Genomic DNA, 21,907 nt, shown 5'->3' on the forward strand with positions numbered 1-21,907 from the left:
GGACACGGTACGGTGTGACCAGGAAAGAACTGTCGAGACGATGCGGGGCCGCCGATTCCCCCGGCCGCCCCGCCCCTGTGCGAGGGGGTCGAGCCATGGGGCGCGGCCGGGCTAAGGCCAAGCAGACGAAGGTGGCGCGCGAGCTCAAGTACAGCTCCCACGACACCGATTTCGATGCTTTGCAGCGCGAGCTGTCGAGTGATTCCTCTCCCGGCAACGGGCATGAGGACCAGGACGACAACGAGGACCCGTACGACGACGGGTACGACGAATACCGGCGTTGAGCAGACGCGAGACGCGAGGGTGGAGTCCGGGCACTGCCCGGCACCACCCTCGCGCGTCGCGTGCTGCCCATTTTCTGTGCCTGCGTGACGAAGGAGCTAGCCGGTGACAGACATTCAGCGAGTCGGCGTGGTGGGTGCCGGGCAGATGGGCTCGGGCATCGCCGAGGTGCACGCCAAGTCGGGTTTCGACGTGGTGATCACCGAGGTCAGCCGGCCTGCTCTCGACGCCGGCAAGGCGCGCATCGAGAAGTCGCTGCAGCGGGGCGTGAAGAACGGCAAGCTGTCGGCCGAGGACGCCGATGCGGCGCTGGGCCGGCTGCGCTTCACCACGGAGCTGGCCGAGCTCGCCGACCGTGACCTCGTGATCGAGGCGATCCTCGAGCAGGAGCAGGCCAAGGTCGACGTGTTCGGGCAGCTCGACAAGATCGTCTCCCGGGAAGACGCGATCTTCGCGTCCAACACCTCGTCGATCCCGATCGTGAAGATCGCCATGGCCACGAACCGGCCGCGGCAGGTCGTGGGCATCCACTTCTTCAACCCCGTGCCGGTGCTGCCACTGGTGGAGCTGGTCCCGTCGCTGCTGACGGGCGACGACACAGCCCGCCGGGCCGAGGAGCACGCCGGGGCCTTGGGCAAGACGGTGATCCGCGCCCAGGACCGCGCCGGCTTCATCGTCAACTCCCTTCTGGTGCCCTACCTGCTCTCGGCGATCCGCATGGTCGAGTCCGGCTTCGCCACCGCCGAGGACATCGACCGCGGCATGGAGCTCGGCACCGCCCACCCGATGGGTCCGCTGCGCCTGTCGGACCTCATCGGCCTCGACACGGTGAAGGCCATCGCGGACTCGATGTACGACGAGTTCAAGGAGCCCCTCTACGCGGCCCCGCCGCTTCTCCTGCGCATGGTCGACGCGGGTCTGATGGGCAAGAAGTCCGGTCGGGGCTTCTACACCTACTGATCTTCGACGTGCTCGACGAGGCCGGGCGTTCGCTCAGGGTCGGGTGAACGCCGCTCGCCGAGCCGCGCGGCGCAGGATCGTGAGGATGGCCGGGCCCAGGACCAGGATCGCGACGAGGTTGGTGATCGCGCGGCCCGTGTCCCAGCCGAGCGTGGACGTCAGCACGGTGAAGACCAGGAACCGGTGCAGGTTGGCGCCCAGCGGCGCGCCCGGCACGAAGTCCAGCGCCGACGTGCCCGCGAGGAACGGCCACGTGAACATGCTCATCGCGAGCCCGTAGAAGTACGCGGCCACCACGCCGTAGACGGCGAGCAGCGCGATCTCCCAGCGGCCGCGCACACCCCGCGGTAGCAGCCCCGCACCCAGGCCGACCAGCGAAGACGCGAGCATCTGGAACGGCAGCCACGGCCCGACGCCGCCCGTGAGCAGCGCGGACGCGAAGAGCGAGGTCGCGCCCAGCACAAAGCCGAAGCCCGGGCCGAAGACGCGGCCGGCGAGCACGAGCAGGAAGAACACCAGCTCGATGCCGCCGGTGCCGGCGCCGAGCGGCCGCAGCGCCGCGTCGACGGCGGACAGGACGCCGAGTAGCGCCAGCGCCTTCGCGTCGAGGCCGCCGCTGGACAGCTCGGCGAGCACGATCAGGATCAGGATCGGCAGCGTCGCCATGAAGATGAACGGCGCGTCGGCCGTGTGGCCCGAAGGCGGCGTGGACACGAAGAGCGGCCAGCAGAACATCGCCAGGCCGAGGACCACGGCGACCACGAGCACAGCGGCGGTTCGCAGCCGGATCCGGACGGCCGGGGCGAGGAAGTCCGTCACCTCAGCGCCTGCTCGACTTCGGCGACCGTCAGCCATTCCTGCGGCGCCAGGACCTTCGCGACCTGCGGTGCGAACGCCGGTGACGACACGACGACGTCGGCGGTCGGGCCGTCGGCCACGACCTCGCCTTCGGCCAGCACCACCACGCGGTGCGCGGCCACGGCGACGAACTCGACGTCGTGCGTGGCCAGCAGGATCGCGTGGCCTTCGGCGGCCAACGCGGCCAGCACCGAGGCGAAGTGGCGCTTCGCGGGGTAGTCCAGGCCGCGCGTCGGCTCGTCGAGCAGGACGACGGGCGGCGCGGCGGCCAGCTGCACGGCCAGCACGAGCGCGAGCCGCTGTCCTTCCGAGAGGTCGCGAGGGTTCGCATCCGAGGCGACACCCGAAACCAGCCGGTCCAGCAATGCCCGGGCCGTGCCCGCAACGGCGCCCGATTCGACGTCCGCCTGCCGGCACTCGGCGGCCACGGAGTCGAGGTACAGCAGGTCGGACGGCGTCTGCGGCACCAGACCGACGCGCGACCGCGCCGCCCGCGGCCGCACCGAAGCCGGGTCCGCCCCGAGCACGTCGACGGTCCCGCCCGAGCGCGGCCCACTGCCCTGCAGCGCCCACAGCAGCGAAGACTTGCCGGACCCGTTGCGCCCCATCAGCGCGACAACCTCGCCCCGGCGCAGCCGCAGGTCCACCCCACGCACAGCCACTACGCCCCCGTAGCGCACCTGCACCCCCTGCGCGGTGAGCGCGTCTTCCGTAGGCACGCCGGCCGCGGCCGGTCGGGTCACCGACGAGAGCCGTTCCCGCAACGGCCCGGCCCGCCGCCGCGCGTCCCGCACCGAGAGCGGCAGCGGTGACCAGCCCGCGAAGCGGCCGAGCTCCACGATCGGCGGCGCCACGTCGGCGTCCGCGAACACCTCCGACGGCGGTCCGGACCGCACGGAACCGTCGCCTGGCAGGTAAAGCAGCCGGTCGGCGTACTGCGCCACGCGCTCCATCCGGTGCTCCGCGACGACGACCGTGGTGCCGAGGTCGTGGACCAGCCGCGTAATCGCGGCCAGCACCTCCTCGGCGGCCGCCGGGTCGAGGGCGGACGTCGGCTCGTCCAGCACGAGCACGCGCGGGTGCGCCGTCAGCACGGACCCGATCGCCACGCGCTGCTGCTGGCCGCCCGAAAGCGTCCGAAGTGGACGGTCGCGCAGCTCGGCGATGCCCAGCAGGTCGAGCGTCTCCTCCACGCGCTTGCGCATCACGTCGGGCGCCACGGCCAGCTGCTCCATCGCGTACGCGAGCTCTTCCTCGACGGTGTCCGTGACGAACCCGGCCAGCGGGTCCTGCCCCACGACGCCGACCACGGAGGCCAGCTCACGCGGCGGGTGCGTGGCCGTGTCCAGGCCGTCGACGAGCACACGCCCGGCCAGCGTCCCGCCGGTGAAGTGGGGTACGAGCCCGTTGATGGCGCCGAGAAACGTCGACTTGCCGACCCCGGTGCGTCCGGCCACGAGGCACAGCTCGCCTTCCTCCACCACGAGATCGACGCCGCGCAGCACCGGCGAGGAAGCTCCGTCATAGGTGACGGTGACCTGCGAAAACTCGATCATCGAGCCACCTGGGCGACCGGCAGCGGCCGCGGCGCGAGCCACGCCGGCAACACCGCGATCAACAGGGCCAACGTCGGCAGCAAGGGCAACGTCGGCCAGCTCGGTGGGCTCACCGACGTGGCCAGCTGCGCCGCCGGAGAAGCCAGCAGCAGCCCGGCCGACGCGACCCCGCACAGCACCACCAACGTCTCCGGCAACCGCCACGGATCAGGCCGGTACGCCGTCCGCTGGATCCGCCGCCCGCCCAGCACGAACCCGGCGGACGCCACGGCCAGGCCGGCCACCAGCATCGGCGCGCCGAGCCAGCTCGACGACCCGTCGAGCACCCCGTACACCCCGACGGCGACCCCGAACAGCCCCGCGAGCACGCAGGTCGCGATCAGCACGCGCACGCGCGGCGCGAGGTAGCCGCGCCGGCCGTAGCCGCGCGAGTCCATGGCCGCGGCCAGCAGGAGCGAGCGGTCCATCGCGTCCGCGAGCACCGGCACGAAAACCCCCTTCACGAACCTCAGCCCCCGCCCGCGGGCCGCCCGCAGCCGTCGCGCGCGCCGCACCCGCTGCACGCTCTCCACCAGCTGCGGCGCCACCGAAAGCGCCACCGTGACGGCCGTGCTGACCTCGGCCAACGCGCCGGGCACGGCCTTGAGCAGGCGCTTCGGGTTGGCCAGCGCGTTGGCGGCGCCGACGCAGAGCACGATCGTGGCGAGCCGCAGCCCGTCGTAGAAGCCGCCGAGCAACTCCTCGGCCGACGTCGGCCCCAGCAGCTCGATCCCGGCGGCCGCGGCGGGCAGCGGGATGACCGGCAGCGTGAAGAGCACGTGGCCACCGTCCTCGCCGCCGATGAGGATGCGGAACAGCACGCGCGACACCACGATCACGCCCGCGACCAGCGCATACACGCGAAAAGCCAGCGCCCACGGCGCGTCGCCCCGGCGGTTCACCACCACGAACCCGGCCACGGCGATCACCAGCGCGAGCAGCAGCGGGTTGGTGGTGCGGCTGGCGGCGACGGCGAGCGCGAGCGCCCACACCCACCACGCGCCCGGGTGCAGAGCCCGCGCGTTACCGGGCAGCACGCCTGCGCCGCAGCCCGACGACCACACCCGCGACGACGAGCACCGCGATCACGACGAGTCCGATCACCAGGCTCCACGGGAAGCCGCTGCCGCCGGAATCCGTGGCCGCGGCCGCGGGAACAGGCGCGTTGGCCTTCCGCACCGGCGCCACCCGCGGCGGCGGGTAGTCCTGGAAGGACTTGTTGTGCGCGAACGACCAGCCCTCGAAACTCCCGGCCGGCGGCTTCCAGCCCTGCACGCCGACCTGGCTCGAAGCCCACGTGCCACCCTCGGTCGCCGTCCAGAAGCTCCACGACGCGCTCTCCGGCGGCATCCCCGAGCACGACTGGTCGGCCGGTTTGCCCTCGATCTTGCAGATCAGCGCGAGGCCGTACTTGCCGACGCCCGCTATGTCGAGGCCCGCGTTCTGCATGGCCGCCACGCCGTCGGCCTGCGGCCCGGGCGCGCAGCGGATCAGGGTGTCGCCACCGAGGTCCTGGAAGTCGACGACCACCGTCACGCCCGTGGCGTCGGGGCAGTACCCCGCTGTGCCCTTCCCGGGCACAGTCGCGGTGGCGGGACTCGCCCCGGACAGACCGGCGGTGACCAGGAGCGCGGCCACGGCAAGGAGCCGGGCAGCAAAGACAGGGAACAACCGCATCGTTGATGAACCTCGCATCGAGTCGGACCACGGCGGGCGATCCGGCTCACGGCCGCACGGGGCGGCCGCTCACGGTTGCGGGTCAGCGCCGGATTCACACCGGCTTCCCCCGATCGTGGTGTACAGCTGACCGACGTTAACCCACCGGAGGTACCCGCCGGAAGCGGCGCCGGACACACCTACACTTCCGGGCGTGGACGTCGGACAGCTGCGCATCGGCCTCGTCGGAACCGGTCCCTGGGCGACCACGGTGCACGCGCCGGGCCTGACCGAACACCCCGGCACCGAGCTCACCGCCGTGTGGGCGCGCCGCATCACCAGCGCCCGTCCGCTGGCCGAGGCCCACGGAGCCGTCGGCACCGACGACCTCGACGAGCTGTTCTCGCTGGTCGACGCCCTCGCCTTCGCCGTGCCGCCCGCCGTGCAGGCGGAGATCGCGACGCGCGCGGCCGAGGCCGGCAAGCACCTGATCCTCGAGAAGCCCATCGCCGCCGACCTGGTGAGCGCCCAGCGGCTGGCCGACGCCGTGGACAAAGCCGGCGTCGCGTCGCTCGTGATGCTCACGCTGCGGTTCTCCCAGCAGACGCGCGAGTGGCTCGACGGCCTCGCCGCCTCGGGCGGCTGGCGCGGCGGTGGCGCGCGCTGGCTGTCGGGCGCGCTGCTCGGCGGGCAGTACTCGACCTCGGCCTGGCGCCTCGACGCGTCCGGCGGCGCGCTCGCCGACATCGGCCCGCACGCGTTCGACCTGCTCGACGCCGCCCTCGGCCGCATCACCGACGTGCTCGCGGCCCACCGCGGCCCCGACGACCTGTGGCAGCTGATGTTCGCCCACGAGGGCGGCGCCACGAGCACCGCGACGCTGTCGCTGCGGCTGCCGGTTCAGCCGAGCGTGGTCGAGGTCGCGGTCTACGGCGAGCACGGCTACCGGACGCTCGGCCGCAAACCGGGCACCGCCGGGGAGTCCTACACGGCACTGCTGGACGACTTCGCGGCCATGGTCGCGAGTGGAACGACCACGCATCCGTGCGACGTCCACCGTGGCCTGCACCTGTCCGCACTCATCGAGAAGGCGCGCGAGCTCGCCGGGTAGTACACAGGCTCGAACCCTTGTTTTCCGTTGTGGAACAAGGCTTTTCACCAAGTCGGCGAAATCCTTCCACAGGGTTGTCCACAGCATCCACTATGGACGGTCCGCGCCTCGACCGAACCACGGGAAGCCGTTTCGCGCCACCGGAAAGATCACCGAATAGTGCGGCCCGCTGAGCATGCCGACTCGAACCGGCAATGCGAAGGTTGATCTTGGGAAGGCGGGAAGAAGCAGTTCAGAGGGGTTCGAGAAGGGAAGCGCATGGGTGCCTTGCTGCGCGCTTTCTGGGGGATCATCCCGATCACGGCCATCGCGTTGCCGTACGCGCTGCTCTGCTGGCCCTTGCTCGCCGCACGGAGGCGGCGAAGAAGCAGCGGCATCAGCCTCGGCCACGCGTCGGCGACCGCGGCCGTCGACGTTACGGCGGTGACGATCGGCGCGCTCGTGCTCTGCCTGGTCATCATGCCCGTCGGCGCCGCTTCGGGGAGCACCCTCGACCTCGTGCCCGGTGCCGACCTCTCCGCCGCGCTTTCCGACGACGGTTCGCTCTGGCAAGTCGTCGGCAACCTGCTGCTCCTGTGTCCACTGGGCGCGCTCGCGCCGCTGCGCCTGCGCCGGCTGCGGTCGCTCAGCCGGATCGCGCTCGCCGCCTTGAGCTCGTCCGTGCTGGTGGAGGCCACGCAGTTCCTCATCCACAGCGGCCGTGTGACCTCGACCGACGACGTGCTGCTCAACACCATCGGCGCCACGCTCGGCGCCGCACTGACCCGCCGCGGCTGGCGCTACTTCGACGTGGTGCCCGTGGTCGCGATCCCGCAGCAGGTGCGGCGGACCGTCTGCAACGCGCCTGTCCGCCTGCGCGTGCCGCGTTCGGTGTGGGACACGCGCTACGCCGGGATCGGCCACCGCGAACGGCGCTGAGTTAATTCGATTGCCCCTGCTGGGACACTGAAAGCTCTCGGATCTTCGGACGAAGGAACGCCTATGTTTGCCGCCGCTGCTCGCGACGGCCGAGGTCAGGCCTGACGCGAGCCCGTCAGCCGTCCTTCCCATGCCCTGCCCTTCTCGGCAGCGCGCGTGGGTCTCCTTCGACCCCGAAAGGGATCACCCAGCATGTCCTCCCTTCAGGCGTATGTCCGTGCCACCGCACCCCGAGGCCGTGACGTCGAACGGATCGGCCCGTTCCTCGCGACCTTCTCCCGCACCACCGGCCACCCGATGCTCAACTACGCGATCCCCGACGACGGCGCCGAGCCGTCACCGGCGGAGATCACCGCGCTGACCGAGGCGTACGCGGGCCGCGGTCTGCAGCCCCGGCTGGAGTTCTTCACCGAAGCCGCGCCCGGCCTGGAGAAACTCCTCGTCGCGCGGGGGTACTCGCTCGAGCGGCGCATCCCGCTCATGACCTGCACCCCGGCCGACTTCGTGGACCACCCGGCGCCCGCCGGGATCGTGCTCCGTGTTCCCGAGACGGACGCCGACCTGCGCAGCCTGCGTTCGGCGCAGAACGTGGCCTTCGGCGCGTCCCCGGAGGTGTCCGACGCGGAGCTGGCGAGCACCCGCTCGTTCGGCGACCGCGCCGTGCGCGCCGAGGACACCGCGACCGGCGCGGTGATCGGCGGCGGGTTCGCGCTGGACATCGTGGACGGCGCGGCCGAGATCGCCGGCATCGCCGTCGCCGAGGCCTACCGCCGCCGGGGAATCGCCGCCGCGATCACGGCGCACCTCACCCGCCTGGTCCACGAGCGAGGCGGCCCCACGGCCTTCCTCACCCCGGGCGACCTGGGCATCGCCACGGTCTACCGCCGCGTCGGCTACCAGCCGGCCGGCGAGTGCGTGCACCTGTCGGTGAGCTAGTCGTCGAACCGGCCGCCGCGGCCGCGTTTCACGTCGCTGCGGCGTTTTTTCGCGGCCAGGCGGCGTTCCTTCGAACCCCGGGAGGGTTTGGTGGGACGCCGCTTGGCCGGCGGCGGCGCGGAAGCCTTGAGCAGGAGATCGGCGAGGCGTTCGCGGGCGGCGTCGCGGTTCTGCAGCTGCGAACGCTGCTCGCTGGCCGCGATGGTGATCACGCCGTCGACCAGGCGACCCGCCAGCCGCGCCACGATCCGCTCGCGCAACGACTCCGGGATCACCGCCGACCGCGCGACGTCGAACGAGAGCTCCACGCGCGAGTCGGTGGTGTTCACGCCCTGCCCGCCCGGTCCGGACGACCGGGAGAAGCGCTCGCTCAACTCGGCCGCCGGAATCACGAACCGGGAGCCGACCACCACGTCCTCTGCCACGTCGTCCAGTCTTCCAGCCGCGACAACCGCGTTTTCTAGAACCGCGGGTGGTCGCCCGAGAGCACGGCGCGCGGGCCGTCGGGGTTGTCGGCCGGCTGCACGTCGCCGAGGATCCACGCTGGCACGTGGCGCGCGGTCAGCACGGCCAGCGCCCGGTCGACGTCCTCGGCCGACACGATCGCGACCATGCCGACGCCCATGTTGAACGTCTTCTCCAGCTCGGCGCGCTCGACCTTGCCGCGCTGTCCGATCAGGGCGAACACCGGTGCCGGCGTCCACGTGCCGCGCTCCAGCCGGGCGACGAGGCCCCTCGGCATCACGCGCGCGAGGTTCGCCTCGAGGCCGCCGCCGGTGATGTGCGCGAACGTGCGCACCTCGGTCTCGGCGGCCAGCGCCAGGCAGTCCTTGGCGTAGATCTTCGTGGGCTCCAGCAGCTCCTCGCCGAGGGTGCGGCCGAACTCCTCGACGTGCCCTTCGAGCGGCATGCGCGCGATGTCCAGCAGCACGTGGCGGGCCAGCGAGTAGCCGTTGGAGTGCAGGCCCGAGGAACCCATGGCCAGCACGACGTCACCCGGGCGCACCTTCTCGGGCGTGAGCAGCGCGGACGCCTCGACCACGCCGACGCCAGTGGCCGAGATGTCGTAGTCGTGCTCGCCCATCAGGCCCGGGTGCTCGGCCGTCTCGCCGCCGAGCAGGGCACAGCCGGCCTGCACGCAGCCCTCGGCGATGCCGCCGACCAGCGCCGCGATCATCTCCGGGACGACCTTGCCGACGGCGATGTAGTCCTGCAGGAACAGCGGCTCGGCGCCGGTCACGACCAGGTCGTCGACGACCATGGCCACCAGGTCGATGCCGACGGTGTCGTGCTTGTCCAGAGCCTGCGCGACCGCGATCTTGGTGCCCACGCCGTCGGTGGACGACGCGAGCACCGGCTCCTTCCACTTGTCGAGCTTGAGCGAGAACAGCCCCGCGAACCCGCCGACACCACCGCGCACCTCGGGGCGGGTGGCGCGCTCGGCGTGGGGCTTGAGCAGCTCGACGGCCTGGTCACCGGCTTCGATGCTGACACCGGCGGCTGCGTACGTGGCGCTCGTGGACTCGCTCACGGAAGCGGACTCCCTACTGGACAAATCTGACTAGGGACGCCGGACGGCGTCTTCGGCACCGTACCCGGCCGGGCTGACCGGAGTCGCTTTGCCATTGACCGAATCCATGCTTTCCAGCAGGTGCTTGCCGATCAACGCGTCATCCGGCAGGTCGATGGGGTATTCGCCGGAGAAGCACGCGGTGCACAGGCGCGACTTCGGCTGCTCCGAGGCCGCGACCAGGCCGTCGAGCGAGATGTAGCCCAGCGAGTCGGCTCCGATCGAGCGGCGGATGCCGTCGAGGTCGACGCCGTTGGCCACGAGCTCGGCGCGTGAGGCGAAGTCGATGCCGTAGAAGCACGGCCAGCGCACGGGCGGCGAGGCGATCCGCACGTGGACCTCGAGCGCGCCGGCCTCCCTCAGCATGCGCACGAGCGCGCGCTGCGTGTTGCCGCGGACGATCGAATCGTCGACCACGACCAGGCGCTTGCCGCGGATCACGTCGCGCAGCGGGTTGAGCTTCAGCCGGATGCCCAGCTGGCGGATCGTCTGCGACGGCTGGATGAACGTGCGCCCGACGTAGGCGTTTTTCACCAGGCCGGTGCCGTACGGGATACCCGAACCCTGCGCGTAGCCGATCGCGGCCGGCGTGCCGGACTCCGGCACGGGCATGACCAGGTCGGCGTCGGCCGGGTGCTCGCCGGCGAGCCGGCGGCCGATCTCCACGCGCGTGGCGTGCACGCTGCGGCCGGCGATCGTGGTGTCGGGGCGGGCGAGGTAGACGTACTCGAACACGCAGCCCTTGGGCTCCGGGTTCGCGAACCGCGACGAGCGCAGGCCTTCCGCGTCGATGGCGATGAGCTCACCCGGCTCGACCTCACGCACGAACGACGCGCCGCAGATGTCCAGTGCGGCCGTCTCGCTCGCCACGACCCAGCCGCGCTCCAGGCGGCCGAGCACGAGCGGGTGCACGCCGTGGGGGTCGCGGGCGGCGTAGAGGGTGTTCTCGTCGGCGAAGACCAGGCAGAACGCGCCCTTCAGGGTCGGCAGCAGCTCCATGGCCGCGGCTTCGATGCCCTTGTCGGCCGCGTTGGCGGCGAGCAGGCCGCAGACGAGGTCGGAGTCGCTGGACGAGCCGGTGAGGCCCGCGTGCGGCTTGAGGCCGGCGGCCTTCGTGCGGTCGCGCAGCTCGGCGGTGTTGACGAGGTTGCCGTTGTGCGCGAACGACAGGCCGCTGCCGGTGGCCGTGGTGCGGAAGATCGGCTGCGCGTTCTCCCAGATCGTCGCGCCGGTCGTGGAGTAGCGGCAGTGCCCGACGGCGATGTGGCCCTGCAGCGACTGCAGCACCTGCTCGTCGAACACCTGGCTGACCAGGCCGAGGTCTTTGAAGACCACGATCTGCGAGCCGTCGGAGACCGAGATGCCGGCCGCCTCCTGCCCGCGGTGCTGCAGCGCGTACAGGCCGTAGTAGGTCAGCTTGGCGACCTCTTCCCCGGGAGCCCAGACGCCGAAGACGCCACACTCCTCGCGGGGTTCCGGGTCGGGCTGGTCAGGAAGGGCGGAGGGGTCGGAAACCACCGAGGTGCTCCCAGGAAGACGTGGGCGGGCCAAGTCCAAGTGTAAGGGGTGTGAAGGCCGGTCTGGCCGTGCGCGACGTGGTTCTCCCCACTTCACGGGCTTGTGACGACCGCTCGGAAAGAGCGGTGCTCGCGTTGTGGATCTTGGTTCTCCGCCCCGAACGTGAACCAGGCCCCGCACGACGTGGCTGTCCACATCGCACGGGGCCTGAAGATCAAGGGTGTCTCAGCGGGCCGCGAGCCACTTCGAGGTGCCACCGCGCCCGGGCACCCAGCACCCCTTGGCGGGGGCGAGCGCCTTGGTTTCCTCATCGGGGAGCGCGAGCACTTCGGTCAGCACCTCGGCGACTTCACCGCGGCGGCGCCACAGCCACTTCTCGGGCTCGAAGACGTTGTCCTCAGTCCCCGGCACCCGCGTGGCAACCGCGTCGTCCTCGGCGTTGAGCCGGACGACGTCCACCACGTTGTCGTGGACCCGGACGCCGACCACGGCTTCGAACTCGCCGTTGGCGTCCGTCTGGTGCACGAACTGGTACCCGCGGCCGATGAGTTCCTGGAGACCGGTTTCGACGGTCTCCAGCGCGTCAGCCGAGGACATCGTCGAATTCGCCGTCCTTCGCGCCGGCGAGGAACGCGGCCATCTCCGCACGGGTGTACACGAGCGCGGGGCCGGTCGGGAAGCGGGAGTTGCGCATCGCGATCTCGCCGGACGCCAGCGGAGCGACCTCCACGCAGTTGCCCACAGCGCCGCTGTAGCTCGCCTTGCGCCACTGGGCGCCGGTCAGACGATCGGCCGGAATGCCGTTCTCGAACCGCTCAGCCATGATCCCCACCTTCCGGGACGGTGAAAAGCTCAGGAATCTGCACGTGCATCTACCTGTGACTGGGACGCTAGCACGCGCTCATGCAGCGGTAAATGCACGTGCAGAAGTTTCTGCAAATTTCTCACTGCGTGACGACAGACTTCAGTAGAAAGTCCCGGTCGGACGATCACATCACCACTCGAAGGGGTGATGTGATCACGCTGGGGTCGCTGTTGACGCCAGGAAAGTGGCGCTGAGCGAAAATCCGACAAACCCGGTGATCTCAGCGGGTGAACGGCCGCGACGGCGTGTGAGCACCGAGATTTCAGTGAACGCTCGGTTCGACGCCCTGTGGGCGCCTCGACGCCCGGCAGAGTGACATGACGCCGGCACCCCCGAACGCGACTGAGGACCGCTCAGCGGCTCAGGCAGACCACGAACTCGGCGAGACTCAGATCTCCGCGCGCCGCTTGGCCAACCGAGCCCGGCTGCGCTCCGGCGTCTCCGCGTCGACGGCCAGGAGGTCGAGCGCGCGGCCGTACTTTTCGATCTCTTCGCGCTTGTCGAGGTAGTGCGCGCCCGTGAGGTACTCGACGTAGGCGATGTTCGGCAGTTCCGATTCGGCGAAGCGCAGCAGAGTGAAGGCGTGCTCGGCCGACAGACCGCTGCGGCAGTACGGGAGGACCTGCACCGACACGTGCGGCAGCGTGGTGACCTCGAGCAGGTACTCCAGCTGCTGCTTCAACACCTTCGGCCCGCCGATCGGCCGGTACAGCACCGACTCGTCCAGGACCGCCCACACGCGGGGCGCGTCGGGCCTGGCCAGCATCTTCTGGCGGCGCATGCGCAGGGCCACGAGCTGGTCGACCTTCTCGTCGGCCATCTCGGGGCGGCCGTGGCTGAAGATCGCGCGGGCGTAGGGCTCGATCTGCAGCAGGCCGGAGACGAACAGCGGTTCCCAGATCTGGATGCGCGACGCGGCTTCTTCCAGGCCGACGAGGTCGGTGAACCAGCCTGGCACGGTGTCGCCGAACTTGCGCCACCAGCCGGCCTCGTTCGACTGCTTGACCATGTCGAGGAAGGCGCGGCGCTCTTCGTCGTCGCCGACGCCGTACATGGTGAGCAGGTCGGCGACGTCGCGTTCCTTGAAACCGACGCGGCCGAGCTCGAGGCGGGAGATCTTGGACTCGGAACCACGGATGTTGTAACCCGCTTGCTGACGCGTGATCCCGGCTTCCTCACGCAGCTTGCGCAGCTGCGAGCCGAGGATCATCCGGCGCGCTGTCGGGCCGAGACTCTGCTCGCCACCGGACGCGTTCACCGCGTTCATGACCGGGACCTTCCGTACGCCGCTCGTTTACCTGGGGGATTCCAGCCCGACTACCCAAAGTACACGTACAGAGCCAACCCGTATAGCACGGCTCGGCACGCGTCGGGTTTGTCGTCACGATTCTACGGAGAGTCGGCACCCTACGACACAGCCAGGTGAGTAATCACCGGTCAAGGCCCCAGGTGGTCAGAGCCGGACCACGGGGAGCCAGTGTGAAAGGTCGGCCCGCGAGCCCGAGGCCGTCACTCGCGCCGCGTCGAGGGCGCTGGGCCAATCGAGAAGGCCCGTCGCCAGTTCGAGCCACGTGCGGGGGTCGGTTTCGATCACGTTCGGTGGCGTGCCCCGGGTGTGGCGGGGACCCTCGACGCACTGCACGGCGGCGAACGGCGGCACGCGCACTTCGACGCTGCGCCCGGGCGCGTCGGCGGCGAGCGCCTTGAGGCTCAGCCGCACCGCGGCGGCCAGCTCGGGCCGCGCCGGATCCGGCCCGTCACCTCGCAACCAGCCCGAAACGGCCAGCACCGCCGCCCGTAACTCAGCGGGATCGACCGAACGCGAAGAGGCCATGGCCCAACAGTAGAGTGACGTCGGACGAACATTCAGCACCCGGCAGCGAGGGACGGCGATGGCGCAGCGGGACGAGGCAGATCGGATGGTTTCCCCGACCACCCCCGCGGCGCGCCGCGGCAAACCGGACGGCAAGCCCGCCACCGCCGGGCGGCACGGCCGGCGCGGACCGCAGGGCAAACCCGAAATCACCCCCGAGATGCGGGCCAACGCGCGCGCCAACCCCAACAGCTGGCTCTACGTCATCGACGAGGCCTTCGACCCGGGTGGCCCCGTGCCGTCGTGGGCTGTCGTGGGCGCGTACCCGGTGAACGCCTCGGGCGACGTCGTCGAGGACTTCCACCCCAACGATCGCTACCGGCCCTCGCCGAAGGCGCTCGGCTACCCCGAGCCCGGCACGGAGCTCGAGCGGCTGCTGCAACTCGTGCGCACCGAGCACCGCCCGGCCGAAGACCTGCCGAAGGTCATCCTCGACTCGACGCTGTTCGTCTACGCCATGTCCCCCGTGCAGCGCACGGTCATCGGCTTCCACAACACCGACGGCCGCGTGATGGTCCCCGCCTACACCGCCAAGTCGCTCGTGCCGCGCGAGTGGCCGCACGCGCGCGCCGTGCTGGGGCGCGACATCGTCGGCCTGCTCGCCGGACACCCCGTGGCCATCAACCCGCACGACGGCATCACCGCCGTCGTGCCGGCCGAGCACCTGCTGAAGGCGCTGGCCGAAGAACGGCGCTGAGTTCCACTCCGGCTGAGACATTTCGAAACAGCCCGTTGTCCCGAGTGGACAGCGGGCTTTTTCGTACCCGCGACACGTCACCCTCACGGATCCCGACCCCACCCCGACCTGCGGTCATCACTCCATCAGGTGATCACCGAGTCGCCGGAACGGCGGCTTGCGGGCATCGTTTGCCTTCGTTGGAGTACACGCGTCCGGTTGGGAGCCCAGGGTGAAGCGTCGTAATCCGCTGCTGCGCTGGAGCGCCACCGTGTGGAGCGCCGCGGTCGTTTCCGGGCTCGCGCTCTGCACCCCGGCCACGGCCGCGCCGAGCTACGAAGGCGCCGACGACCACTACGCCGGCTCGCAGATCGAGAAGTACGAGGGCGTCGCCGGCGCGCCGAACGTCGAGTACACCGCGAGCGACCAGGTCCTCGGTCACGACGTGAGCGGCCACCAGGGCGTGGTGGACTGGACCGCGGCCGCGAAGGCCGGCGCGAAGTTCGTCTATGTGAAGGCCACCGAGGGCACGGGTTTCGTCAACCCGCAGTTCGCCCAGCAGTACAACGGTTCATACCAGGCCGGGATCGTCCGCGGTTCGTACCACTTCGCGCGCCCCGACGTGTCCGACGGCGCGACGCAGGCCAACTACTTCCTCGCCCACGGCGGCGGCTGGTCCGACGACGGCAAAACGCTGCCGGGCGCGCTCGACGCAGAGTACAACCCCTACGGCGAGACCTGTTACGGCAAGGACCCCGCCGGCATGGTCGCGTGGATCCGGTCCTTCTCGGACACTTACCGGGCACGAACCGGGCGCCTGCCCACGATCTACACGTCCACGAGCTGGTGGAAACGCTGTACCGGCAACAGCCCGGCGCTCGGCGCGAATCCACTGTGGCTCGCGCGCTACAACACGCAGATCGGCGAGCTGCCGGCCGGCTGGCACAGCCAGTCGATCTGGCAATTCGCGGACAAGGGTTCGCTGCCGGGAGACCAGAACTGGCTCAACGGTCCCCTCGCAACCCTCCGCGATCTGGCAATCGGGTGAACATTCGTTACGACGCTGGGAATAAGTAGTCATCTACCGATGAAAATCACCCAGGCGACCTTTTAACTTCACGGATCTTGCTGACAAAACGAGGGACGTCATCAAGAATCTCCCCCGGGCGGCTACCTGCAATAGCCGCCCTCAGCGAGGGTATCTGTGAAGGGATTCAACGATGTCCACTTCCCGAAGAGGACGGCGGGCGACCCTGCTCTCCGTTCTGGCCATCCCCACCGTGGCGCTCCTGCTCGGCTCCACGGCCCAGGCAACGGCCGCTCCTTACAACCCGGACCAATCGGCCAGTGAGATTACTGCGATAAACGCCGACATCCAGGCGCACAACCACGAACTGGGGTCTCAAATCCGCCGAGTGGAGGGCGATTCCTCAACACCGGCGTCCAAAGTCTCAGCCCAGCAGCCGCAGCCCGCGGCCGCCATCCCGAACCAGGCCCTGGCCACCGTGCCAGGCATGGATGTCGCCAGCTACCAGGGCAACGTCAACTGGGCGAGCTGGTGGAACCAGGGCAAACGGTTCGTCTGGACCAAGGCGACCGAAAGCACGAGCTACACCAACCCGTATTTCGCCCAGCAGTACAACGGTTCGTACAACCAGGGCTTCATCCGTGGTGCGTACCACTTCGCCACCCCGAACACCTCCAGCGGCGCGGCGCAGGCTACTTACTTCGTCGCCCACGGCGGCGGGTGGTCCAAGGACGGCAAGACCCTGCCGGGCGCGCTCGACATGGAGTACAACCCCTACGGCGCCACTTGTTACGGCCTGAGCCAGGCCTCGATGGGCGCGTGGATCCGCGCGTTCCACGACACCTACCACGCCAAGACCGGCCGCTGGCCGGTCATCTACACCTCGGCGAGCTGGTGGAACCAGTGCGTGGGCACGTCGCAGAACTTCTCGTCCACAGTGCCGCTCTGGGTCGCGCGGTACGCGTCGTCGGCCGGCGCTCTGCCGAACGGCTGGGGCTACTACACCGTCTGGCAGTACACCTCGAGCCCGCTCGACCAGGACACCTTCAACGGTGCCTTCGACCGGGTCCAGGCGCTGGCCAACGGCTGATCCACTCCTGGGGTCACGGCTGATTCGCCACTGATTCACGGCTGAGGTTCCCGGCCGCCTCCACCTGCGGGGGCGGCCGGGAGCTTCGTTCTCGTCGCGTCTTTTGTGCAGTGGCTCCCGACCTTGCAGAATGCACCTCACGTGGGGAGGAACCGCCGGCGCTCGCCGGTCGTCAGACCACGGCGCGAAACGGTGCACCAGGAAGGGCGGAACCGGAGATGACCTACCCACCGCAGCCAGGGCAGGGCGGCCAGCCGGACCCCTACGGCCAGGGCTGGCAGCAGCCCGGCACGGGCGGGGTTCCCCAGCAGCCGGGGTGGGATCCGAACGCGCAGCAGCAGCCGGGCCAGCAGCCCGGGTGGGACCCCAACGCGCAGCAGGGCGGCCAGCAGCAGGGCTGGGACCCGAACACGCAGCAGCAGTACCCCGGGCAGCAGCCGTACGGCCAGCCGTACCAGCAGCAGTACCCGGGCACCCAGCAGTATCCGCAGCAGGGCTGGGACCCGAACCAGCCGTACGGCGGCGGGTACGGCGGTGGCCCCCAGCCGCCGAAGAACAACAAGACCGGGCTGTGGATCGGCATCGCCGTGGCCGTGGTGGTCGTGGTGGCGCTGGGCATCACCGGATTCGTCGCGCCCGGCTTCTTCCTGAGCAAGGACTCGGGATCCATCGCGCAGACGCCGAACCCGGTGCCGCCGCCCGTGCAGTCATCGCGGCCGCAGCTGCCCACCGGCGAACCGTCGGAGCCGGGCCTGCCGACCGACGAGACCGACATCCCCGGCACCGGTGGTGGCGGCAACACGCCGGCCGAGGGCAAGCAGGCCGTGGACGCGTTCGTCGCGAAGATCAACGCCAAGGACGGCGCGGGCGCCACGGCGATGACCTGCCAGGGCAGCGAAGCGTTCTCCAAGGACAGCATCGACGAGGCCACCACCGGCACCCCGCAGCTCAAGGTCGAGAGCTACGACGGCACCGCGACCGTCACGGCCAACCTCGACGGCAGCCTGTCCGGAAAGGACGCCAACGGCTCCGTGATCGCCACCAGCGTCGGCGGCAACTGGTGCATCGGGTTCTTCTTCGTCATCGCCTTCTGATCCGTGCGGTCCCCACTGCTCTGGACGTTCGTCGCGTCCGTGCTGCTGCTGTGCGGGGTCGGGGGCTGGCTGCTCACCGACCCCGCCACCAGCCGCAGCGATGCCCTGAAAACGGCCGGTCTGGCCGGCGGCGCCGTCGTGGCGCTCTACGCGCTGTGGCTCAACGACCGGCGCCGCCGCGTCGAAGAGGCGCGCCAGGAGATCGAGCGGCAGCGCCACGACCTGGAGATGCGCCGGGCCGAACAGGACCGTGAGCGTGTGTCCGACGAGCGGTTCGCCAAGTCGGTGGAGCTGCTCGGGCACGAGGCCGACCAGGTGCGCGTCGGTGCGCTGCACGCGTTGGCGGGTCTGGCGCGCAGCCGGCCGACGTACACGCAGACCGTGCTCGACGTGCTGTGCGCCTACCTGCGGCGGCCGTTCAAGCACGCGCGGTACGAGGATCCCGAGCGCGACGACGGGCCCGGCGACGGGCCCGAGGTCGAGCGAGAGTTGCAGGTCCGCCTGACCGCGCAGCGGCTCGTCGCCGAGCTGCTGCCGTGGGCGTCCGAAGTGGACGCTCCGAGTTACGACCTCGACCTCACCGGTGCGGTGCTGGAGTACCTCGACCTGTCCCGCCGCAAGATCGGCCGGCTGCTGCTGCGCTACGCGTCGCTGCACAGCAGCACGAACCTCAGCGGTTGTGTGATCACGGACCGGGCGTACTTCACCTCCGCCGGCACCGGCAAGGGCCGCCTGATCGGCAACTTCCGCTGCCGCGGGGCGAAGTTCCTGGACTACGCGTGGTTCAGCGGCACGGTGTTCGCCGAGAACGCCGACTTCACGGAGACGACGTTCGCCGGGCGCACCGCGTTCAAGGACGCCGTGTTCGCCAAGGACGCCGTGTTCACCGACGCGGCCTTCGACGACTCACTCGACCTGCGCCACGCGTCCTTCGGTGGCCACGCCGACCTACGCTTCGCGCGCGTACCCGAGCACCTTTCGCTCTACGACACGAAGGTCTTGTCCACAAAGGACAATAAACTGCCCGACGGTTGGCTGCTCGAACCCCTCGACGACGACGGCGTCGCGCGCCTCACCGTGCCGGCGTACTGACGGCCTCGATCGCCTCGTCGAGTAACTCGCCCAACGGTTTCCCGCCCGCCACGCGCGTCCACTCGTAGCCCGCTAAGTCCAAACAGGACAGTGCGGCCGAGCCCAGCGCGTGGGCCGCGAACTCGTCGCCACCCAGCCGCTCGGCCAACACCGGCACCAGCACTTCCTGCCACTGCAAGTGCTTGCGCAGCAACGCCGTGCGCAACGCGAGCGTCTCGGCCAGCATCGTCGCGCGAGGCAGCCCCGCGGCGGCCGCGATCTGGTCCACGGTCGTGCCCTCGAAACCCTGCTCGGTGAACAGATCCATCGCCTTCGCGGCGATCTCCGCGGTGACCGCCCTGCGCGTGACCTCGCGCAACCCTTCGCCGACCATGCGGCCGAGTCCAGCCGAGACACATCTGTCAGTCACTGACAAGCGGGACACGCACAAGCGAAGGGCCGCTCCCCGGTTTCCGGGAAGCGGCCCTTTCTGCGATCAAGAACTTCAGTCGAACAACGCCGGCAGCGTCTTCTCCCAGGTCTCGCGCAGCTCGTCGAGCGAGAACTCCGTGATGTCCTGCAGCTCGAGCGCACGGGAGTCCGGGTCGACGACGCCGGTCTTGCGCCACGGCAGCCCGCGCGCGGTGCACATCTCCGTGAACCGCAGCTCCTCTGTGCGCGGCACCGCCACGAGCACGCGGCCCGACGACTCGGAGAACAGCTGCACGAACGGGTCCTGGTCGCGGTCGAGGAACACCCGCGCACCGCACTGTCCGATGAGGACAGTCTCGACCAGTGCCTGCGCCAGACCACCGTCGGCGAGGTCGTGGGCGGCGGAGATCATGCCGTCGCGCGAGCCGGCGACGAGGATCTCGCCGATGAGCTTTTCGCGGGCCAGGTCGACGAGGGGCGGCACGCCGCCGAGGTGGCCGTGCAGCTCACGAGCCCAGGCGGAGCCGTCGAGCTCGTCGTGGGTGTCGCCGAGCAGCAGCAGCGTCTCGCCGGCCTCCGCGCCGATGCCGGTGGGGATGCGGCGGTTGACGTCGTCAATCACACCGAGCACGGCGATCACCGGCGTCGGCAGGATCGCCGTGTCGCCGGTCTGGTTGAAGAAGCTCACGTTGCCGCCGGTGACCGGGATGCCCAGCTCGACGCACGCGTCGGCCAGACCGTGCACGGCCTGCTCGAACTGCCACATCACGGCCGGGTCGGTCGGGGCGCCGAAGTTCAGGCAGTCGGACACCGCGACCGGCGTCGCACCGCCCGTGGCGACGTTGCGGTACGCCTCGGCGAGCGCGAGCTGCGCGCCGCAGTACGGGTCGAGGTAGACGAACTTCGCGTTGCAGTCGGTGGACACCGACACGCCGCGGCCGCTCTCCTCGTCGATGCGGATCATGCCGGAGTCCGACGGCTGTGCGAGCACGGAGTTGCCGCGCACGTAGCGGTCGTACTGCGCCGTGACCCATTCCTTCGACGCCTGGTTCGGTGACGCGATGAGCTTGAGCAGGTCGGCCCGCAGCTCTTCGGGGGTCGACGGCCGGGGCAGCGAGGCCGACGTGTCGGCGATCAGCGCGTCCTGGCTCGCCGGGCGCTGGATCGGGCGGTCGTAGACCGGGCCCTGGTGCGCGACGGTGTGGGCCGGGACGTCGACCACGACCTCGTCGTGCCAGGTGATCACGAGGTTGTCGCCGTCGGTGACCTCGCCGATGTCGGTGGCGATCACGTCCCACTTGGCGCACACGGCCATGAACGCCTCGACGTTCTCCGGCGAGACGACCGCGCACATGCGCTCCTGCGACTCGCTCGAGAGCACCTCCGCCGGCGTCATGCCGGTGGCGCGCAGCGGCACGCGGTCGAGGTAGACGTGCATGCCGCCGTCACCCGCGGCCGCGAGCTCCGACGTCGCGCAGGACAGCCCGGCACCGCCGAGGTCCTGGATGCCGACGACGAGCTTCTCCTTGAACAGGTCGAGGCAGCACTCGATGAGCACCTTTTCGGTGAACGGGTCGCCGACCTGCACGCTGGGCAGCTTGCGCCGGCCGGCCGCGGTCTCGTCACCGGAAAACGTGTCGCTCGCCAGCACGGACACGCCGCCGATGCCGTCGAGGCCGGTACGCGCGCCGAACAGGATGATCTTGTTGCCCGTGCCCGAAGCGAAGGCGAGGTGCAGGTCCTCGACGCGCATGGCGCCGACACACAGGGCGTTGACCAGCGGGTTGCCACTGTAAGACGGGTCGAACACCAGCTCGCCGCCGATGTTCGGCAGGCCGAGGCAGTTGCCGTAGCCGCCGACGCCGGCTACCACACCGGGCAGCACGCGCTTGGTGTCGGGCGCGTCGGCCGGGCCGAAGCGCAGCGCGTCGGCCACCGCGAGCGGACGGGCACCCATGGCCATGATGTCGCGCACGATGCCGCCGACGCCCGTCGCGGCGCCCTGGTAAGGCTCCACATAGGACGGGTGGTTGTGGCTTTCGACCTTGAAGGTGACCGCCCAGCCGTCGCCGATGTCGACCACGCCGGCGTTCTCGCCGATGCCCGCGAGCATCTTCGACTTCATCTCGTCGGTGGCCGTCTCACCGAAGTAGCCGAGGTGCTTCTTCGAGGACTTGTACGAGCAGTGCTCGCTCCACATGACCGAGTACATCGCGAGCTCGGCGTCGGTGGGCCGGCGGCCGAGGATCTCGCGGATGCGCGCGTACTCGTCTTCGGCCAGGCCGAGTTCGACGTACGGCTGCGTGGTGTCGGGGGTCTCCGCGGCCCGCGCGGTGGTGTCAGTATTCATGACAGAGCTGCTGGTCACAGTGTTT

General features: G+C 70.2%; 23 protein-coding genes and 1 riboswitch. Of the genes, 10 read left to right on the top strand and 13 right to left on the bottom strand.

The features are described 5' to 3' along the window. The first annotated feature begins 95 nt into the window (after nt 1–95). Together ABZU76_RS04360 and ABZU76_RS04365 are read left to right on the top strand one after the other, a co-directional pair. Nucleotides 96–284, top strand: coding sequence for a DUF3073 domain-containing protein (locus ABZU76_RS04360; RefSeq protein ID WP_354864972.1), 189 nt, complete (start codon nt 96–98; stop codon nt 282–284). Between the two features lie 103 nt (nt 285–387). Beyond that, nucleotides 388–1,242: a 3-hydroxybutyryl-CoA dehydrogenase gene (locus tag ABZU76_RS04365; protein ID WP_354864974.1), complete on the top strand. Its 855-nt coding sequence runs from the start codon at nt 388–390 to the stop codon at nt 1,240–1,242. 33 nt (nt 1,243–1,275) lie between these two features. On the opposite strand, the gene ABZU76_RS04370 is transcribed toward ABZU76_RS04365, so the two are convergent. From ABZU76_RS04370 to ABZU76_RS04385, 4 genes are read right to left on the bottom strand one after another with little or no spacing between them, the layout of a single operon-like run. After that, nucleotides 1,276–2,061 (bottom strand): ECF transporter S component, encoded by a 786-nt coding sequence (locus tag ABZU76_RS04370; protein ID WP_354864976.1) that lies wholly within the window; start codon nt 2,059–2,061, stop codon nt 1,276–1,278. Then, on the bottom strand, nt 2,058–3,656 hold the full coding sequence (locus ABZU76_RS04375) for an ATP-binding cassette domain-containing protein (RefSeq protein ID WP_354864978.1): 1,599 nt from the start codon (nt 3,654–3,656) through the stop codon (nt 2,058–2,060). Before ABZU76_RS04375 ends, ABZU76_RS04370 begins: the two co-directional genes overlap by 4 nt. Continuing rightward, entirely contained in the window at nt 3,653–4,729 is a 1,077-nt protein-coding gene (locus ABZU76_RS04380) for a CbiQ family ECF transporter T component (RefSeq protein ID WP_354865973.1), read from the bottom strand. Before ABZU76_RS04380 ends, ABZU76_RS04375 begins: the two co-directional genes overlap by 4 nt. After that, complete coding sequence (locus ABZU76_RS04385) at nt 4,719–5,333, bottom strand: hypothetical protein (protein WP_354864980.1); 615 nt, start codon at nt 5,331–5,333, stop codon at nt 4,719–4,721. The genes ABZU76_RS04380 and ABZU76_RS04385 overlap by 11 nt, the downstream gene beginning before the upstream one ends. Before the next feature lie 52 nt (nt 5,334–5,385). After that, nucleotides 5,386–5,522: riboswitch (cobalamin riboswitch) on the bottom strand. Nucleotides 5,523–5,565: 43 nt separating this feature from the next. Between ABZU76_RS04385 and ABZU76_RS04390 the strand changes: the two genes are divergently transcribed. The 3 genes from ABZU76_RS04390 (at nt 5,566) to ABZU76_RS04400 (ending at nt 8,316) form a co-directional block, all read left to right on the top strand. Then, entirely contained in the window at nt 5,566–6,462 is an 897-nt protein-coding gene (locus tag ABZU76_RS04390; protein WP_354864982.1) for a Gfo/Idh/MocA family oxidoreductase, read from the top strand. A 258-nt stretch (nt 6,463–6,720) separates the two neighbouring features. Beyond that, nucleotides 6,721–7,380: a VanZ family protein gene (locus ABZU76_RS04395; RefSeq protein WP_354864984.1), complete on the top strand. Its 660-nt coding sequence runs from the start codon at nt 6,721–6,723 to the stop codon at nt 7,378–7,380. 192 nt (nt 7,381–7,572) lie between these two features. Continuing rightward, complete coding sequence (locus ABZU76_RS04400; protein ID WP_354864986.1) at nt 7,573–8,316, top strand: GNAT family N-acetyltransferase; 744 nt, start codon at nt 7,573–7,575, stop codon at nt 8,314–8,316. Here the strand turns inward: ABZU76_RS04400 and arfB are convergent. The 7 genes from arfB to ABZU76_RS04435 form a co-directional block, all read right to left on the bottom strand. Beyond that, on the bottom strand, nt 8,313–8,741 hold the full coding sequence (gene arfB / locus ABZU76_RS04405; RefSeq protein WP_354864988.1) for an alternative ribosome rescue aminoacyl-tRNA hydrolase ArfB: 429 nt from the start codon (nt 8,739–8,741) through the stop codon (nt 8,313–8,315). The genes ABZU76_RS04400 and arfB overlap by 4 nt on opposite strands. Nucleotides 8,742–8,776: 35 nt before the next feature. Continuing rightward, nucleotides 8,777–9,847 carry a phosphoribosylformylglycinamidine cyclo-ligase gene (gene purM / locus ABZU76_RS04410; RefSeq protein WP_354864990.1) on the bottom strand — a complete coding sequence of 357 codons (1,071 nt, stop codon included), beginning with the start codon at nt 9,845–9,847 and terminating at the stop codon, nt 8,777–8,779. Nucleotides 9,848–9,877: 30 nt separating this feature from the next. Continuing rightward, nucleotides 9,878–11,404 carry an amidophosphoribosyltransferase gene (gene purF, locus ABZU76_RS04415; RefSeq protein WP_220245079.1) on the bottom strand — a complete coding sequence of 509 codons (1,527 nt, stop codon included), beginning with the start codon at nt 11,402–11,404 and terminating at the stop codon, nt 9,878–9,880. Nucleotides 11,405–11,629: 225 nt separating this feature from the next. Beyond that, nucleotides 11,630–12,001: a hypothetical protein gene (locus ABZU76_RS04420; RefSeq protein WP_354864993.1), complete on the bottom strand. Its 372-nt coding sequence runs from the start codon at nt 11,999–12,001 to the stop codon at nt 11,630–11,632. Then, a complete protein-coding gene (locus tag ABZU76_RS04425) occupies nt 11,988–12,227 on the bottom strand; it encodes a DUF397 domain-containing protein (protein ID WP_220245081.1) in 240 nt (79 codons plus the stop codon). The genes ABZU76_RS04420 and ABZU76_RS04425 overlap by 14 nt, the downstream gene beginning before the upstream one ends. A gap of 430 nt (nt 12,228–12,657) precedes the next feature. After that, nucleotides 12,658–13,536 carry a helix-turn-helix transcriptional regulator gene (locus ABZU76_RS04430; protein WP_354864996.1) on the bottom strand — a complete coding sequence of 293 codons (879 nt, stop codon included), beginning with the start codon at nt 13,534–13,536 and terminating at the stop codon, nt 12,658–12,660. Nucleotides 13,537–13,722: 186 nt separating this feature from the next. Continuing rightward, complete coding sequence (locus tag ABZU76_RS04435) at nt 13,723–14,103, bottom strand: sterol carrier family protein (RefSeq protein WP_220245083.1); 381 nt, start codon at nt 14,101–14,103, stop codon at nt 13,723–13,725. A 58-nt stretch (nt 14,104–14,161) separates the two neighbouring features. Between ABZU76_RS04435 and ABZU76_RS04440 the strand changes: the two genes are divergently transcribed. From ABZU76_RS04440 to ABZU76_RS04460, 5 genes are all read left to right on the top strand, one after another. After that, entirely contained in the window at nt 14,162–14,839 is a 678-nt protein-coding gene (locus ABZU76_RS04440; RefSeq protein WP_354864999.1) for a type VII secretion system-associated protein, read from the top strand. A gap of 211 nt (nt 14,840–15,050) precedes the next feature. After that, the gene (locus ABZU76_RS04445; protein ID WP_354865000.1) at nt 15,051–15,866 is read left to right on the top strand and encodes a lysozyme; all 816 of its coding nucleotides are present in this window, start codon (nt 15,051–15,053) and stop codon (nt 15,864–15,866) included. Between the two features lie 172 nt (nt 15,867–16,038). Beyond that, nucleotides 16,039–16,935 carry a lysozyme gene (locus ABZU76_RS04450; RefSeq protein ID WP_354865002.1) on the top strand — a complete coding sequence of 299 codons (897 nt, stop codon included), beginning with the start codon at nt 16,039–16,041 and terminating at the stop codon, nt 16,933–16,935. Between the two features lie 218 nt (nt 16,936–17,153). Next, the gene (locus ABZU76_RS04455; protein WP_354865004.1) at nt 17,154–18,029 is read left to right on the top strand and encodes a hypothetical protein; all 876 of its coding nucleotides are present in this window, start codon (nt 17,154–17,156) and stop codon (nt 18,027–18,029) included. 3 nt (nt 18,030–18,032) lie between these two features. Beyond that, nucleotides 18,033–19,121 (top strand): hypothetical protein, encoded by a 1,089-nt coding sequence (locus ABZU76_RS04460; protein WP_354865006.1) that lies wholly within the window; start codon nt 18,033–18,035, stop codon nt 19,119–19,121. Here ABZU76_RS04460 and ABZU76_RS04465 read toward each other — a convergent pair. Together ABZU76_RS04465 and purL are read right to left on the bottom strand one after the other, a co-directional pair. Continuing rightward, a complete protein-coding gene (locus ABZU76_RS04465) occupies nt 19,102–19,494 on the bottom strand; it encodes a TetR family transcriptional regulator (RefSeq protein WP_354865008.1) in 393 nt (130 codons plus the stop codon). The two genes, ABZU76_RS04460 and ABZU76_RS04465, sit on opposite strands and share 20 nt — an antisense overlap. Nucleotides 19,495–19,605: 111 nt before the next feature. Next, the gene (gene purL, locus ABZU76_RS04470) at nt 19,606–21,882 is read right to left on the bottom strand and encodes a phosphoribosylformylglycinamidine synthase subunit PurL (RefSeq protein ID WP_354865010.1); all 2,277 of its coding nucleotides are present in this window, start codon (nt 21,880–21,882) and stop codon (nt 19,606–19,608) included. Between the last annotated feature and the right edge of the window lie 25 nt (nt 21,883–21,907).

The sequence above is a fragment of the Amycolatopsis sp. NPDC005232 genome (assembly GCF_040607795.1).
Classification (GTDB): domain Bacteria; phylum Actinomycetota; class Actinomycetes; order Mycobacteriales; family Pseudonocardiaceae; genus Amycolatopsis.

Excerpts from the sequence above, each read along its gene's own strand:
- ABZU76_RS04360 (WP_354864972.1), top strand. The coding sequence starts at position 96 with ATGGGGCGCGGCCGGGCTAAGGCCAAGCAGACGAAGGTGGCGCGCGAG.
- ABZU76_RS04375 (WP_354864978.1), bottom strand. The coding sequence starts at position 3,656 with ATGATCGAGTTTTCGCAGGTCACCGTCACCTATGACGGAGCTTCCTCG.
- ABZU76_RS04395 (WP_354864984.1), top strand. The coding sequence starts at position 6,721 with ATGGGTGCCTTGCTGCGCGCTTTCTGGGGGATCATCCCGATCACGGCC.
- ABZU76_RS04400 (WP_354864986.1), top strand. The coding sequence starts at position 7,573 with ATGTCCTCCCTTCAGGCGTATGTCCGTGCCACCGCACCCCGAGGCCGT.
- ABZU76_RS04420 (WP_354864993.1), bottom strand. The coding sequence starts at position 12,001 with ATGTCCTCGGCTGACGCGCTGGAGACCGTCGAAACCGGTCTCCAGGAA.
- ABZU76_RS04425 (WP_220245081.1), bottom strand. The coding sequence starts at position 12,227 with ATGGCTGAGCGGTTCGAGAACGGCATTCCGGCCGATCGTCTGACCGGC.
- ABZU76_RS04430 (WP_354864996.1), bottom strand. The coding sequence starts at position 13,536 with ATGAACGCGGTGAACGCGTCCGGTGGCGAGCAGAGTCTCGGCCCGACA.
- ABZU76_RS04435 (WP_220245083.1), bottom strand. The coding sequence starts at position 14,103 with ATGGCCTCTTCGCGTTCGGTCGATCCCGCTGAGTTACGGGCGGCGGTG.
- ABZU76_RS04440 (WP_354864999.1), top strand. The coding sequence starts at position 14,162 with ATGGCGCAGCGGGACGAGGCAGATCGGATGGTTTCCCCGACCACCCCC.
- ABZU76_RS04450 (WP_354865002.1), top strand. The coding sequence starts at position 16,039 with ATGTCCACTTCCCGAAGAGGACGGCGGGCGACCCTGCTCTCCGTTCTG.
- ABZU76_RS04455 (WP_354865004.1), top strand. The coding sequence starts at position 17,154 with ATGACCTACCCACCGCAGCCAGGGCAGGGCGGCCAGCCGGACCCCTAC.
- ABZU76_RS04465 (WP_354865008.1), bottom strand. The coding sequence starts at position 19,494 with ATGGTCGGCGAAGGGTTGCGCGAGGTCACGCGCAGGGCGGTCACCGCG.
- purL (WP_354865010.1), bottom strand. The coding sequence starts at position 21,882 with ATGAATACTGACACCACCGCGCGGGCCGCGGAGACCCCCGACACCACG.